At 36.3% G+C, this 14,739-nt stretch carries 17 protein-coding genes; all 17 read left to right on the forward strand.

All coding sequences use genetic code 11. The features are described 5' to 3' along the window. Positions 1 to 111: 111 nt before the first annotated feature. Positions 112 to 1,026 carry a UDP-N-acetylmuramate dehydrogenase gene (gene murB, locus GMB86_RS14785; protein ID WP_155221231.1) on the forward strand — a complete coding sequence of 305 codons (915 nt, stop codon included), beginning with the start codon at positions 112 to 114 and terminating at the stop codon, positions 1,024 to 1,026. A 281-nt stretch (positions 1,027 to 1,307) separates the two neighbouring features. After that, positions 1,308 to 1,589: a sporulation protein YqfC gene (gene yqfC / locus GMB86_RS14790; protein ID WP_155221259.1), complete on the forward strand. Its 282-nt coding sequence runs from the start codon at positions 1,308 to 1,310 to the stop codon at positions 1,587 to 1,589. Positions 1,590 to 1,608: 19 nt separating this feature from the next. Then, positions 1,609 to 2,847 (forward strand): sporulation protein YqfD, encoded by a 1,239-nt coding sequence (gene yqfD, locus GMB86_RS14795; protein WP_196220251.1) that lies wholly within the window; start codon positions 1,609 to 1,611, stop codon positions 2,845 to 2,847. A 158-nt stretch (positions 2,848 to 3,005) separates the two neighbouring features. Next, the gene (locus GMB86_RS14800; RefSeq protein WP_155221235.1) at positions 3,006 to 3,962 is read left to right on the forward strand and encodes a PhoH family protein; all 957 of its coding nucleotides are present in this window, start codon (positions 3,006 to 3,008) and stop codon (positions 3,960 to 3,962) included. A 32-nt stretch (positions 3,963 to 3,994) separates the two neighbouring features. Beyond that, on the forward strand, positions 3,995 to 6,118 hold the full coding sequence (locus tag GMB86_RS14805; protein ID WP_155221237.1) for an HD family phosphohydrolase: 2,124 nt from the start codon (positions 3,995 to 3,997) through the stop codon (positions 6,116 to 6,118). Next, the gene (gene ybeY / locus GMB86_RS14810; protein ID WP_155221239.1) at positions 6,115 to 6,594 is read left to right on the forward strand and encodes an rRNA maturation RNase YbeY; all 480 of its coding nucleotides are present in this window, start codon (positions 6,115 to 6,117) and stop codon (positions 6,592 to 6,594) included. The genes GMB86_RS14805 and ybeY overlap by 4 nt, the downstream gene beginning before the upstream one ends. Before the next feature lie 3 nt (positions 6,595 to 6,597). Then, positions 6,598 to 6,966, forward strand: a complete 369-nt coding sequence (locus GMB86_RS14815; RefSeq protein ID WP_155221241.1) for a diacylglycerol kinase family protein — start codon at positions 6,598 to 6,600, stop codon at positions 6,964 to 6,966. 11 nt (positions 6,967 to 6,977) lie between these two features. Next, a complete protein-coding gene (locus tag GMB86_RS14820; RefSeq protein ID WP_155221243.1) occupies positions 6,978 to 7,373 on the forward strand; it encodes a cytidine deaminase in 396 nt (131 codons plus the stop codon). Continuing rightward, on the forward strand, positions 7,374 to 8,279 hold the full coding sequence (gene era, locus GMB86_RS14825) for a GTPase Era (protein ID WP_155221245.1): 906 nt from the start codon (positions 7,374 to 7,376) through the stop codon (positions 8,277 to 8,279). A 195-nt stretch (positions 8,280 to 8,474) separates the two neighbouring features. Then, complete coding sequence (locus GMB86_RS14830) at positions 8,475 to 8,615, forward strand: YqzL family protein (protein ID WP_155221247.1); 141 nt, start codon at positions 8,475 to 8,477, stop codon at positions 8,613 to 8,615. Between the two features lie 50 nt (positions 8,616 to 8,665). Further along, a complete protein-coding gene (gene recO, locus GMB86_RS14835; protein ID WP_230459139.1) occupies positions 8,666 to 9,406 on the forward strand; it encodes a DNA repair protein RecO in 741 nt (246 codons plus the stop codon). Positions 9,407 to 10,058: 652 nt separating this feature from the next. Continuing rightward, complete coding sequence (locus GMB86_RS14840; RefSeq protein WP_155221251.1) at positions 10,059 to 10,511, forward strand: YaiI/YqxD family protein; 453 nt, start codon at positions 10,059 to 10,061, stop codon at positions 10,509 to 10,511. A 39-nt stretch (positions 10,512 to 10,550) separates the two neighbouring features. Continuing rightward, on the forward strand, positions 10,551 to 12,359 hold the full coding sequence (gene dnaG, locus GMB86_RS14845; RefSeq protein WP_155221253.1) for a DNA primase: 1,809 nt from the start codon (positions 10,551 to 10,553) through the stop codon (positions 12,357 to 12,359). 42 nt (positions 12,360 to 12,401) lie between these two features. Continuing rightward, positions 12,402 to 13,517 carry an RNA polymerase sigma factor RpoD gene (rpoD, locus tag GMB86_RS14850; protein WP_155221255.1) on the forward strand — a complete coding sequence of 372 codons (1,116 nt, stop codon included), beginning with the start codon at positions 12,402 to 12,404 and terminating at the stop codon, positions 13,515 to 13,517. A 184-nt stretch (positions 13,518 to 13,701) separates the two neighbouring features. Further along, positions 13,702 to 13,839, forward strand: coding sequence for a hypothetical protein (locus tag GMB86_RS15615; RefSeq protein ID WP_196220252.1), 138 nt, complete (start codon positions 13,702 to 13,704; stop codon positions 13,837 to 13,839). Between the two features lie 21 nt (positions 13,840 to 13,860). Further along, positions 13,861 to 13,983, forward strand: coding sequence for a hypothetical protein (locus GMB86_RS16050; protein ID WP_268987322.1), 123 nt, complete (start codon positions 13,861 to 13,863; stop codon positions 13,981 to 13,983). Between the two features lie 73 nt (positions 13,984 to 14,056). After that, positions 14,057 to 14,739: tRNA (adenine(22)-N(1))-methyltransferase (locus GMB86_RS14855; RefSeq protein WP_155221257.1), on the forward strand; the 683-nt coding region annotated here is incomplete at its 3' end.

Consider the following 14,739-nt stretch of genomic DNA (forward strand, 5'->3'; position numbering starts at 1 on the left):
AGGTTAATTAAATTATGATGAAGAAGAAACGATGATTAGAAATAAAAAGATGATATGTGCGTGTGACGAATCATACACTTAAAATGAATATGTCAAAACAGAGGGTTAATTATGGATATAACTAAATTATATGAAGAGTTATTTTTAATGATTAAAGATGAACATAACATAAAAAAAGAGGCTCATCTAGGGGATTATACGTATACAAAGACAGGTGGAAAAGCGGATATTCTCATTTTTCCGACTTCCTATGAAGAGGTTCAAAAGGTTGTTTCTTTTTCGTATAAAGAGAGTATTCCTTTAACCATTCTAGGTAATGGATCAAACCTTATTATTAAAGATGGCGGGATACGGGGCATCGTCATGAATCTAACTAAAATGACAGACATTCGATGTAGCGAGAACCGAATCATTGCTCAGAGTGGGGCAGCTATTATTGATGTTTCACGATTTGCTTTATCTAAGCATCTGACCGGTCTTGAATTTGCTTGTGGGATTCCAGGATCTGTAGGTGGAGCCCTTTATATGAATGCAGGAGCTTATGGTGGTGAGACAGCAGATGTTTTATTAAGTGCTCTTGTTGTCACTCGTGAGGGTAAAATGCTGCGTTTAAGCAAGGATCAGTTGGACCTTGGTTATCGAAGTAGCGCTATTGCCAAACAAAACTATCTTGTTCTTGAAGCTGAATTCTTGCTTAAATCAGGTAATGCAAGAAAAATCAAAGAAAAGATGGATGAATTAACGTATTTAAGAGAATCAAAACAGCCACTTGAGTATCCTTCATGTGGAAGTGTGTTCAAACGCCCACCTGGACATTTTGCTGGAAAGCTTATCCAAGACAGTGGCCTTCAAGGGACACAAGTTGGTGGGGTGCAAGTCTCTACAAAGCATGCTGGATTTATGGTTAATGTGAATCATGGAACAGCTACAGATTATCTAAATTTAATTCAACTTGTAAAGCAAACTGTAAAAGAAAAATTTAATGTTGAATTGGAAACGGAAGTAAAGGTCATTGGGGAAGATTAGACCTGGACATAAATAAATATTAATCGTTTTAGCACAGGTATAATCTTGCCTGTGTTTTTATTTACATCTTAACGGGCAGTAAGACCCCATCTTTAGGAAAAGGGAATAAGAAGAAGTTATAGGGAGAGATGTGAACCGATCTTCCACTAATTAAAGTTTCACGTATGTCCCGCATGTAAATGTTTCGACATCACTTTTAAAGGCTTCCTAAAACTGATTAAAATTATCAGTGCTAGGGATGATTTTTAAGTCATAGAGTGTAAAGAGGTAGGTGAGTGACATTGCGGAAATGGCAACAAAACGTTAAAAAGTGGTTTGTCAATCATTCAGAAATGCCAGTTGATGTAGTGATGGACTTACCCAGAATTACAATTATTGGACAATTACATATATATATTGAAAACCATAAAGGGGTTCTATCCTTCTCAAATGAAGAGTTACGATTATCCATGAAACAAGGACAACTTCTTGTTAAAGGAAGTGGCTTTGTTTTGAAAAATATTTTACCTGAAGAAATTTTGTTAGAAGGCGTAATAAAAAATGTTCTATTTATAGATGAATAAAAAATGGAGGCCGAGTAGGATGAAATACAATTGGAATAATGCAATCTACGGACATGTGAAAGCTTCCATTCACGGTCAGCTTACAGAACCATTTATAAATCTATGTGTGAAGCGTAACATTGCTATTTGGGACATTAAAAGACGTAATAAAACCACAATTGTTTGTTCACTTTATATTAAAGATATATCCAAAATAAAACAGTTATTGAAACAAACAGACTGTAAGATTCGTTTTATAGATAAGAAGGGTTTCCCTTTCTTTATGAGACGTCTCCTTAATCGGACGGGAATCATTGTCGGTCTAATATGTGCCATCCTTATCATTACCTTTCTTTCGAATGTGGTATGGCGTATTGATGTCAAAGGTGCCGATCCGCGTTTAGAAACAAAAATAAGACAGTTATTAAAACAACAACATTTAAAAGTTGGTGCAATCAATTTTGTTGTTCCTTCTACAGAAGTTATCGAGACGAATTTATCGGCTAAACTACCAAAAGTCACTTGGATAGGTGTATCAAAGGATGGAACAACCTACCACATTGATGTCGTCCAAAAAAAATTACCCAAAAAACAGAAAGTGACCCGACCAAGGCATCTTGTAGCAGCTAAAAAGGCCATCATCCATCGACTATTTGTCGAAAAAGGACAACCGATGGTGCAGGACGATCAATTCGTAAAAAAAGGTCAACTTCTTGTATCGGGTATCATCGGAAATGAAAATGATCCTAAGTTTATTTCATCTAAAGGACAAGTCTTTGGAGAAACTTGGTATCAAACAACAACTAAAGTTCCGTTAAATACAACGTATGAAACCTTTTCAGGACAAGAATATACAAAACACTATTTAAAAATAAATAAGTGGAAATGTCCGATTTGGGGTTTTTTAAACACTTCCTATAAGCATGAAAAGAAAGATTCTGTTGAAAAACCGATTCATTTTCTATTTTGGGATTTACCTCTGTCCTATGTAAAGGAAACGCATCGACAAGTTAATCAATCCAAACGAGCCATTTCTCCGAAACAAGCATTAAAGGAGGGAGAACAAGCGGCTCGCAGACAATTAAAATCAAAATTACCGTCTAAATCAGAAATTGCTTCAAGTACGGTCGAATCTAAAAAAGTGAAAAAGGGAATCTTATATTTACAGCATCATTTTATCGTTTATGAAAATATTGCTGTACCAAAAAGCATTAATACCAAAAAAGAGAGAGCTAAGTTGAAGAAAAAGGCAGAAAAAGAAAACCAGAATCAGCAGTAAATCAGAAATTTGATCTTGATCACGCTTCCATAAACAAAAAGTTCTTGTTATCATTAATCTAGACAACCTATGGATGAACAAAAAGAAAATGGAAATATTGTGATATCGTATGGTAAACTAAAAAAAACATCACGCTGATACTAAGGAGACTGAGACATTTGTCAGAACGCCATTTATATACCATTGATTTAGAATTTGATAATGCGAATGAAACTCTTGCCCTATTTGGACCAGGGGATGCAAACTTGAAAATAATTGAAAAAACACTTGACATTTCCATTGTGACAAGAGGTGGAGCTGTGAACGTTTCAGGTAGTGAAGAAACGTATCAAACAGTTGAAAGTATATTAACAGCACTGCTTGGTTTAATCCGACGTGGCATCCAAGTAACCGAGCGTGATGTCGTTTATGCATTGAAGCTGGCAAGTGAAGGAATGCTTGTTGAGCTTGAAGAACTTTATGAGATGGAAATAACAGTCAATGCAAAAGGAAAACCGATTCGTGTTAAAACTCTAGGCCAACGCCAGTATGTTCATGAAATGAAAAAAAACGATATGGTTTTTGCTATTGGACCAGCAGGAACAGGAAAAACGTATCTTGCTGTTGTCATGGCCGTGACGGCGCTTAAAGAAGGGAAAATTAAACGTATTGTTCTAACAAGGCCAGCTGTTGAAGCGGGAGAAAGTCTAGGGTTTTTACCGGGGGATCTAAAGGAGAAGGTCGATCCATATCTTAGACCCCTCTACGATGCTTTACATGATGTTTTAGGAGCCGAACATACTTTACGTCTAATTGAAAGAGGGACAATCGAAATTGCTCCACTTGCTTATATGCGCGGACGTACGTTAGAAGATGCCTATGTTATTTTAGATGAAGCACAGAATACAACGTCAGAACAAATGAAGATGTTTTTAACCCGGTTAGGTTTTGGTTCAAAAATGATTATTACGGGTGATATTACTCAAGTGGATCTACCTAAAGGGAAAAAATCAGGATTAAGAACAGCACAAGAAATGCTTCATAATCTTGCGGGCATCTCATTTGTGGAGTTACATCGTATGGATGTTGTACGTCATCCTTTAGTTCAGCGTATTATTGAGGCATATGGAGATTAAGCCGTAAGCAAGAAATATTTGGGGGGAAGATCATGAGCCCAATGAAAATGCTGCAAACGATACGAAAAACAATAGGTAATAATTATACAAATTGGGTCATATACTTGGTTCTTGCTATGGTTCTCTATCTATGTATGATTGGAAGTTTTCTACCTAAAAACTTAAATGTTCGCTTACATGACACAGCTACAGAAGATATCCAATCCCCTGTAGAAGCCATTGATCTCCAAGCGACAAATCAATTAAAAAAAGAAGCAAGTAATTCTACTCCATCAAAATACACTTATACCGAGGAGACTTCACTTATTCAAGTTGAAAAAGTGGGTGATATATATGATGTTATCTCAGATGTTAAACTGGATAAAAATAGTGACAAAGATAAAGCCGTTAAATCGGTTCGGTCTAAGTTGTCGAGTGATGCGAGTGAAGCCTTGTCCGATAAAACAATTCAAGTTTTATTAAATGCCAAAGATAAGGATTTGATGACGGCTCAAGACATTACAAATAATCTTATTTATGAAGCACTAAATAATAAAGTGAAGTGGAGTGATTTAGAACGAGTTCAAAACCGTGCTGTATCCTCCCTTCCTGTTTCTGTGATTGGTGATAGTTTAAGAGGAGCCCTGATTGAAATTCTTCATTACGGCATTGTACCTAACTATGTCTTTGATGCTGTTGCAACCAAACGAAGTAAACAGGATGCAGCAAGCTCTGTCGAACCTGTACAAATCCATCAAGGTGAAGTGATTGTAAAGAAGGGAGAGTTAATTACCCGTGATGTTCTCAGGGAATTAAAAGTAGTCGGTCTCCTTAAAGATCATTTTAACGTTCTACCATTTATTGGTTTGTTTATCTTTGTATCCTTTATTGTTATCATTTTATCGTTTGAATTTAAACAGTTAAAGGAGAAAGACGGTAAAGACCAATATAAAAAGTTATTGATGTACGGCATTATTTTTTCTTGTATGATTTTATTAATTAAATTGGCCACTTACTTAAGATTGACCCATATTCATGGATTAGCCTATATTCTTCCGATTGCCTTAGGAACACTCCTAATTCGAATGTTCTTAAACGAGAGGTTGGCGATTGTTACGAGTATTATTTTTGGTATGGTGGCTAGTATGACATTTGGATCTGTAACAAAAACCGGTATATTCGATCCACAAATGGGTCTTTATGTTCTAATCTCTGCTTTGGCAGGGGCATCGATTATTCGTGGTAATGAAACAAAACCGAAGATACTGCAGACGGGCATGTTGATTTCTTTAACAAATATGCTTATTGTCATTATGCTAATGCTTATTCAAAATAATACATTTCGCCTTGGTGACATATTTCTCAATTTAATATTTGCTTATTTATCAGGCTTTTTAACTATCATTTTAACTTTAGGGTTAATCCCTGTCTTTGAAACGAGTTTTGGTATGTTATCGACCATTAAATTAATCGAGTTATCGAATCCAAATCATCCTTTATTACGAAAAATTTTATTAGAAGCACCAGGAACGTATCATCATAGTGTGATGGTGGCAAATCTAGCTGAACGTGCATGTGAGGTTATTGGAGCAAATGGACTTTTGGCAAGAGTAGCAGCCTATTATCATGATATTGGGAAAACGAAGCGACCTCGATTTTTTGTAGAGAATCAATTGGATGGCGTTAATCCACATGACAATCTATCACCACAACTAAGTCGTACGGTCATTGTATCTCATCCTTACGATGGTGCAGATATTTTAAGAGCACATAAAATGCCTAAAGAAATCATTGATATTGCAGAACAGCATCATGGAACCACGTTATTGAAGTATTTTTATTTTAAAGCTAAAGAAAATGGACAAGATGTTCAAGAAACTGATTTTAGGTATCCTGGTCCAAAGGTTCAGACAAAAGAAGCGGCGATTGTTGAATTAGCGGATAGCATTGAAGCAGCAGTTCGTTCAATGAAAAAACCAACTCCTATGAAAATCAACAATCTCATTCAGAGTATTTTTAATGATCGTTTAGAGGATGGTCAATTTGATGAATGTGATTTAACCCTTCACGAACTTAAATTAGCTAAGAAGTCGATTACTGAAACGATGAATGGGGTATTCCACGCAAGAATTGAGTATCCAGATGAACTAATGGGAAAGAAGGTCACAGCAAAATGACGTTAACAATTGATATGTATGATGAGACTGGCGAATTAAGACCTGATCAAGAAAAACTAATTTCTGAATTATTGGAGCATGCTAAGGAAACTCTGCAGATAGAGGGCGACTGTGAATTATCTTTAACCTTTGTGGACAATGACCGTATTCAGGCTATAAATGCCGAGTATCGTGATAAGGATCAACCAACAGACGTCATTTCCTTTGCTTTAGAAGAATTGGATGACGATGAAGTAAGTATCATCGATCCTAATTTAGAGGCTCCAAGAGTACTTGGTGACATTATTGTATCGATTCCCAAAGCTCGCGTGCAAGCTCAATCTTATGAACATTCTTTTGATCGGGAACTTGGTTTTCTTGTCATTCACGGCCTTCTCCATTTACTCGGGTATGACCACATGACAGAGTCTGATGCAAAGAAAATGTTTACACTGCAAGAGGACATTCTCTCTTCGTTTGGTTTAAAAAGAGAGTAACACATGAATCAGCACAAGTATAAAAATAAACATTTTGGTATGAGTGTGCGTGCGGCAACACAAGGAATCGTGAAATCTTTTAAAACAGAGCGTAATTTGAAAATTGATTTAGCAATGGCTATACTAGTCATTATCATCTCTTGTCTTGTACACATCTCGCTATCCCATTTCATGATTGTTTTCATTTTGATTGGTGGAGTCATCAGTTTGGAATTAATGAATACAGCCATCGAACAAACGGTTGATCTTGTGACAGAAGAGTGGCATCCACTTGCAAAAGCGGCAAAAGATATTGCTGCAGGAGCCGTTTGGTTTTTTTCAATTATTTCTGCGATTATTTACATGATGATTCTTTATGAAACACTTTCTTAAGGGGGTTTACCATGGAAGACAAAGAACTGATTAAATACGCGAAGAAAGCAATGGAAAATGCCTATGTTCCTTATTCACATTTCCCAGTAGGAGCCGCTTTGTTAACGAAAGATGGGAAAGTCTTTACTGGATTTAATATTGAAAATGCAGCCTACTCATTATGCAATTGTGCGGAGAGAACCACTCTATTCAAGGCATTTTCAGAAGGCGCAAAAGACTACGAAGCTCTTGCTGTTATTGCAAACACGGATCGACCAGTGCCTCCATGCGGGGCATGCCGTCAAGTGATAGCAGAACTATGCGCACAAGATATGCGAATTATTTTATCGAATACTTCAGGTGATATTCAAGTGACCACAATCGCTGAATTATTGCCAGGAGCATTTCTATCGGAGGATTTAAACTAAATGACTGAATCTTTTAAATCGGGATTTGTTGCTCTTATTGGAAGACCTAATGTCGGTAAATCAACCTTATTAAATCAAATACTTGGACAAAAAATAGCCATTATGAGCGATAAAGCCCAAACAACTCGAAATCGTATTCAAGGGGTCTATACGTCTGAAAGTGAACAAGTTATCTTTATTGACACACCAGGGATACATAAACCAAAGCATAAACTAGGCGAATATATGACCAAAACGGCCGTTCAAACTTTGAACGAAGTCGATCTAGTGGCTTTTATGGTTGATGCCGAAAAAGGTTATGGCAGGGGAGATCAGTATATTATAGATCTTCTAGAAAAATCGAAAACACCCGTTTTTTTACTTATCAATAAAATTGATCGAGTCCATCCAGATCAACTTCTTCCTCTTATTGATACGTACAGAAATCAGTATAATTTTGATGAAATTGTACCATTATCAGCCTTACAAGGGATGAATGTAAGTACCTTATTAGAGCAAATCACGAAGTATCTTGATGAGGGTCCAAAGTATTATCCGGAAGACCAAGTAACGGACCATCCGGAACGTTTTATTATTTCAGAATTAATACGCGAAAAAATTCTCCATTTAACGAGGGAAGAAGTCCCTCATTCAATCGCAGTGGTTATTGAAAGAATTGAGCGTGATGATAAAAGAAACCGTGTCGAAGTACAAGCGGCTATTGTCGTTGAGAGATCTTCCCAAAAAGGAATCATCATAGGGAAACAAGGGAACATGTTAAAAGATATTGGTACGCGGGCTCGAATGGATATAGAAGCCTTATTGGGATCGAAAGTATATTTGGAACTTTGGGTCAAAGTGCAAAAAAATTGGCGCGATAAAGAAGGCAGCTTGAGAGACTTTGGTTTGTTTGAGGAAGAAGAGTAATCATGAAGTGTAAGGTTGACTGATCCCACTTATTAAGTGGGTTTTTTCTTTTTTGTTATCCTTGGCTTGTTACCACTAAGATCGTCAATCCCTATTTTTTTATTTATGCATGAACTTTATTAGCAATTTTTCCTTAACATGTTTTTCTCATTTTTGTAAAACCTAAGCTTAAACATGTGAAAGGTGGTTGTAAATATGTTAGACTTAACTTGGAATGTTTTTTGTAAGACAGGGAACATTGATACCTATCTTTTACTTAAAGAAATTGAGAAAGCTCAAAATAGTCGTGATGTATTAGATGAAGATGAAATTGCTACTGACGATGTCATGAACTAAATCATACAAAAGATACGTAGAAAGCGAATTGTGTGGTGTATCGCACCTTGATGGAAAAAGCAGAAGGCATTATACTACGTGTGGTTGATTATGGTGAAACAAATAAAATAATAACAATTTATACAAAAGAATTTGGAAAACTCGGCCTAATGGCTAGAGGGGCAAAAAAACCTAAGAGTCGATTAGCCTCCGCTACCCAACACCTATTTTATGGTCAATTTTTATTTTCAAAAGGGAAGAACTTGGGTACGCTCTATCAAGCAGAAACACTTGACCCCTTGCGCCAAATCAAAAATGATATTTTTAAATTGGCACACGCGTCGTACCTTGTCGAAATCGTCGACAAACTAACAGAAGAACAAAGACCTTATCCTTCATTGTACCATTTATTAATTAAGACGCTATTAGCTATCGAAAAAGGACTCAATGAAGAAGTTTTAACGGCTATTTTTAATGTGAAAATGTTATCTATCGCCGGAATAGACGCGACGATGGATCGATGTATTCATTGTGGAAATACAATCGGTCCATTCTCGTTTTCAATTAGCGGTGGAGGATACCTTTGTCACGACTGTCAGATGGTCGATGAATATGCGATTCCAATGACACCTGCAACGAGTCGTCTCCTTCATTTGTTTAAAAAAATAACCATTGATCAAGTTGGATCCATCAATTTAAAACAAACAACCATTGATCAAATCAATCTCATATTAAATACTTATTTTGATCAAAACTCAGGGTTGAATTTAAAGTCAAAAAAGTTTCTGGATCAAATGCACCATCTCAAATAATATGGGTTGCATTATTAAAAAGTTAGAGCTATAATAAAATATAATTGTTGAACACTAATGGGCTTTATGAAATAGTCGAAAACACTTGTGACTTTAGTCATGAGATGAATCGGCTTCGGATACGGTCTACAACCAGTAGATACCTGCAAGGATATCGGTTGTAGGTTAAGTATCCGACATGGTATAATCCCCCTATAACGTTTGCCACGTATCAATCTTAAATAATAGTCTTGAATCGGGCTAACAGGACGCTAATCGATACACAGGTATCGTTGTCCACGAAAGTCTAAGGGAAACCAAACAAGTGGTTGGTGTCAGCTTTTCACTTAGTGGAAAGTCATCCAAAAGAAGTTTGGTCAGTACCTTAGAACCTCGTGACTTTAGTCATGAGAGATTCAGAGCCAGAAATGTATAGTTCTATTTTGATCGGTTAATAATAAAGAATTGAAAGCATCGTCAAATACGATGCTTTTTGCTTGCGTTTTTAAGAAAATCTAATTTATAATACCAAGTTGTAGAAAATGGCACTTCTTCATACCTTTATCCAATTTAAATGTGAATAAAATCTTTCACCACTTTTCGACAAAAATCGAAAAATTTAAACATAAATTTTAAAGAAGGAATTTTGGATATGGGTATAGAATAAGAAAGTATGGTGGAAAAAATTAATCTCTATATTGACGCTGATGCGTGTCCGGTTAAACAGGATATTCTTAACATAGCAAGTGAATTTAAAATTGTGCCTATATTTGTTGCTTCATATACACATTATAGTAATAAGCGACAAGCAACATGGGTATTTGTTGATCCTGACCGTGAAGCGGCTGATCTATACATCATCAACCATGCAAGGCAAGGGGATATCGTTGTGACTCAGGATATGGGATTAGCCAGCTTATTAACACCTAAAGGCATTTTTGTGTTAACACCGAAAGGAAAAAACTTAAATGATAAGGACATGCCAGCTATTTTAAATCACCGATTTTTATCTTATAAGGCTCTAGCGTCAAAACAAAAAATTAAGGGTCCAAAGGCCTTCACGGTGGAAGATCATGAAAAATTTTCTTCTATGCTCAGAAAATTGTTATGTCAATGCAATCTTTAGGATATAAATTAGTAATGAATATTGGTGGTGCATAGCCAATTGAGAGTTAAAGAAGAAACAATTGATCAAATTCGGCAATCTTTAGATATTGTTGAGGTTGTGGGTGATTACGTTCAATTAAAGAAACAAGGCAGAAATTATTTTGCTTGTTGTCCTTTTCATAGTGAACAAACACCTTCCTTTTCAGTTTCACCTGATAAACAAATTTTTCACTGTTTCGGTTGTGGAATGGGTGGGAATGTCTTCACATTCATTATGGAATTAGAAGGTATGTCTTTTATAGAAACCGTTCAATTTCTTGCTGAAAAAGCCCATATTGATCTAGGTGAAACGATTTCTAATCAAGCGGGCCAGACAAAAAGGAATAAAAGTGATCGTGAATCACTGTATTTTGCTTTTGATTTGATAAGTCAATTTTATCATTATTTGATTCAAAATGAAAAGTTCGGAAATCTTGGTTTAACTTATTTATTAAACAGAGGTTTTACCAAAGAGATTATCCAAAAGTTTAACATTGGGTACGCGGTCGATTCTTGGGATACGTTAACCCAATTTTTACAAAAAAGAAAAATTGATTTAGCTCTTATGGAAAAGGTCGGGGTTTTATCCAAGAGACAGTTTGATCATAAATATTTTGATCGATTTCGTCACCGAATTATGTTTCCCATTACTAACCACCGAGGCAAAGTTGTTTCATTTGCTGGTCGTGTGTTAACTGATGAGAAACCGAAATATATCAATACACCTGAATCAGATATTTTCCATAAAGGAAATCTTTTGTTTGGTTTTCACTTAGCCCGTCAAGATATTAAAAGAACCAATCAAGTTATCTTGTTTGAAGGTTATCTCGATGTGATTAAAGCCCATCAATGTGGGGTAACAAATTGTGTAGCCTCAATGGGTACGTCATTAACTGAAACGCAAGCCTCATTACTTACCCGGCATGCTGAGACAATTATTATCTGCTATGACTCAGATGATGCGGGTATTGAAGCGAGCTTTCGTGCGGCTGCTATATTAGGCAAAGAACAACATATAATAAAAATAGCCAAAGTACCGAACGGATTAGACCCCGATGACTACATGACAAAATTTGGTGGCGAAAAGTTTCTTTCAGATGTAATAGGGGCAAGTCAAACGGTCATGTCTTTTAAAATGAATTATTTGAGAAGAGGAAGAGATCTTAATGATGAAGGAGATCGCATGCGATATGTAGAAGAAGTGATAAAGGAAATCGCGACTCTTACTAAAGCAGTCGAACGAGATCATTATTTAAGGTTACTATCTGAAGAATTTTCAATTTCTCTTGACGCATTAAAACATCAGCAGTATCAAATTTATCGTCAAAGACAAAGAAAAAATCAAAATCAAAATCATCAAAAAAGGCCACCGGTCGTCTTTAAGAAATTAACAACACTTTATCCGGCGCATGAAATGGCAGAGCGTAGACTACTCGCACACATGATGAGAAATGATGAAATATCTGAAAAGGTGCAGGAAGTCATCGGTGGATCATTTCATATACCTCTACATCAAGCCATAGCCGCACACCTTTATGCTTACTATTTAGGTGGGAATCCACCAGACCTAGGTGCATTCATACACTATTTAAAAGATACCGAACTTCAGCAAAAAGCAAGTGACATTGCTATGATGGATGTAAATGAAGAGGTATCAGATCAAGAGATTGATGATTATATGAATCAAATTCAAAATTATAATAAGATAGCAGAGGTCGAACGGCTTGCATCTGAAAGAAAAAAAGCTGAACAGGATAATGATTTTGAACGTGCAACAAAGCTATTAGCTGAAATGATAACCATTAAAAATCAGCTAAATAGAAGATAACCAAGATGGTGAGAACTATGAGTATTGGAAGGAGGGGGTCGAATGGCTGGGAAACCAAGCAAGGTAGACCACGAGTTAACCGTTGACCAAGTAAAAGAACAACTTCTTGAAGTTGGTAAAAAAAGAGGTACCTTGGCCTATCGGGAGATCGCTAATAAGTTAGCGCCATTTGATCAGGACTCAGAACAAATGGATGAATTTTACGAATTTCTGACGGAACAAGGCGTCGACGTGACAGAAGAGATTCAAGATCATGCAGAGTCCGATAAAAACAGTAATACCAAGGAAGAAGAATTTGATTTGAACGATTTAAGCGTCCCACCAGGAGTAAAAATTAATGATCCTGTACGTATGTACTTAAAGGAAATTGGTCGTGTGAATTTACTATCAGCAACCGAAGAAATTGAATTAGCTGAACGGATTGAAAAAGGCGATGTTGAGGCTAAAAAAAGGCTTGCGGAAGCTAACCTTCGTCTGGTCGTAAGTATTGCTAAAAGGTACGTGGGAAGAGGCATGTTATTCTTAGATCTCATTCAAGAAGGTAACATGGGATTAATCAAAGCTGTTGAGAAATTTGATTACCAAAAAGGCTTCAAATTTAGTACGTATGCAACATGGTGGATCCGTCAGGCCATTACCCGTGCTATTGCTGACCAAGCGAGAACCATTCGAATTCCAGTACACATGGTAGAAACCATTAATAAATTGATTCGTGTTCAAAGACAGCAACTTCAAGACTTGGGGCGTGAACCAACTCCAGAAGAAATTGGAAAAGAAATGGATCTGCCACCTGATAAAGTTAGAGAAATTTTAAAAATTGCTCAAGAGCCAGTCTCATTAGAAACGCCAATTGGTGAAGAGGATGATTCACATCTTGGAGACTTCATTGAAGATCAAGATGCACAAGCCCCTTCTGATGCAGCCGCTTATGAGTTGTTAAAAGAACAGTTGGAAGATGTTCTTGATACATTGACAGATAGAGAAGAAAATGTACTCAGACTTCGCTTTGGCTTGGACGATGGAAGAACACGGACACTGGAAGAAGTAGGCAAAGTTTTCGGTGTAACAAGAGAACGTATTAGACAAATTGAAGCCAAAGCACTAAGAAAACTTCGCCATCCAAGTAGAAGTAAACAACTTAAAGATTTCTTAGATTAATTCATGTCATAGCTTACTTTCTTTTCAGAGAGTAGGCTTTTCTTTTTAACCATCGTATACGTATTTTGTGATATACATACAAAACATTTTTGCCTTACATTCATTTTACTGATTTTTACTGTAAGATGCAAACGGAAATTTTATCGAACTTTGAAAATTTTCATTTAATTAGTATTCAGAATAGGTGCGTGTTCAAAAAGGTGACAAATTAGAAGCAAGAAGATCAAGGCGGCGTAGTTTTGAGGACCGGAATGTAGTGGTTTGCTACTTGAGGACCGGAAAAACAAGCCAACGCCGAGATTCGCAGCTTATCATTTGGTGACTTTTTGAACAACCACTTAAAATGCGTGTTCAAAAAGGTGACAAATTAGAAGCAAGAAGATCAAGGCGGCGTAGTTTTGAGGACCAGAATGTAGTGGTTTGCTACTTGAGGACCGGAAAAACAAGCCAACGCCGAGATTCGTAGCTTATCATTTGGTGACTTTTTGAACAACCTCTATAATGAAATGAAACAAAGACTATAAAAAATGGAGAACAAAATGCAAAAAATAAACCTTTCTAAACGCTTAAAAAAAGTGGCTTCGTATATCCCCAGAAATAGTAAAATAGCTGATATTGGATCTGATCATGCTTATTTACCCTGCTACGCTCTGCAAAATGGCTTGATTAAGGAAGCTATTGCAGGTGAAGTAAATGAAGGACCCTATTTATCGGCTGTACATACAGTCGAAGAATGTCAATTATCAACTCTCGTTCAATGCCGACTAGGAAATGGTCTTTCAGTTATTCGTAAAGAAGAGGTTGATTGTATCATTATTGCTGGTATGGGTGGTGAACTCATTAAGCAAATACTTGAAAATGGAAAAAATCAATTATCAACAAAAGAAAGGCTTATTTTACAGCCGAATGTCGGTTCAGATCGAGTAAGAACCTGGTTAGACGTCAATGATTGGTCAATAATAGATGAAACCATATTAGAGGAAGATCAACATATTTATGAAATTATGGTCGCAGAGAAAAGTAAAGAGATTCATCAAAATTTATCAGAAATTGAACGCTTAATGGGCCCTTATTTATTAAAAGAAAAAAATGATGTATTTTGCAAAAAATGGGGTCATGAAGCAGATAAATTGAGGAAGATAATTGAATCGCTTAAGAAAACAACACAAACTGACGATATCATAAAAAAAATTGAAGTATTTAATGAAAGAGAAAAACAAAT

It is taken from the genome of Terrilactibacillus tamarindi (assembly GCF_009718825.1).
GTDB classification, from domain to species: domain Bacteria; phylum Bacillota; class Bacilli; order Bacillales; family Sporolactobacillaceae; genus Terrilactibacillus; species Terrilactibacillus tamarindi.

Coding starts and splice junctions, on each gene's coding strand:
- murB (WP_155221231.1), top strand. CDS start 112: ATGGATATAACTAAATTATATGAAGAGTTATTTTTAATGATTAAAGAT.
- yqfD (WP_196220251.1), top strand. CDS start 1,609: ATGAAATACAATTGGAATAATGCAATCTACGGACATGTGAAAGCTTCC.
- GMB86_RS14805 (WP_155221237.1), top strand. CDS start 3,995: ATGAGCCCAATGAAAATGCTGCAAACGATACGAAAAACAATAGGTAAT.
- ybeY (WP_155221239.1), top strand. CDS start 6,115: ATGACGTTAACAATTGATATGTATGATGAGACTGGCGAATTAAGACCT.
- GMB86_RS14815 (WP_155221241.1), top strand. CDS start 6,598: ATGAATCAGCACAAGTATAAAAATAAACATTTTGGTATGAGTGTGCGT.
- GMB86_RS14820 (WP_155221243.1), top strand. CDS start 6,978: ATGGAAGACAAAGAACTGATTAAATACGCGAAGAAAGCAATGGAAAAT.
- era (WP_155221245.1), top strand. CDS start 7,374: ATGACTGAATCTTTTAAATCGGGATTTGTTGCTCTTATTGGAAGACCT.
- GMB86_RS14830 (WP_155221247.1), top strand. CDS start 8,475: ATGTTAGACTTAACTTGGAATGTTTTTTGTAAGACAGGGAACATTGAT.
- recO (WP_230459139.1), top strand. CDS start 8,666: ATGGAAAAAGCAGAAGGCATTATACTACGTGTGGTTGATTATGGTGAA.
- GMB86_RS14840 (WP_155221251.1), top strand. CDS start 10,059: ATGGTGGAAAAAATTAATCTCTATATTGACGCTGATGCGTGTCCGGTT.
- rpoD (WP_155221255.1), top strand. CDS start 12,402: ATGGCTGGGAAACCAAGCAAGGTAGACCACGAGTTAACCGTTGACCAA.
- GMB86_RS16050 (WP_268987322.1), top strand. CDS start 13,861: ATGCGTGTTCAAAAAGGTGACAAATTAGAAGCAAGAAGATCAAGGCGG.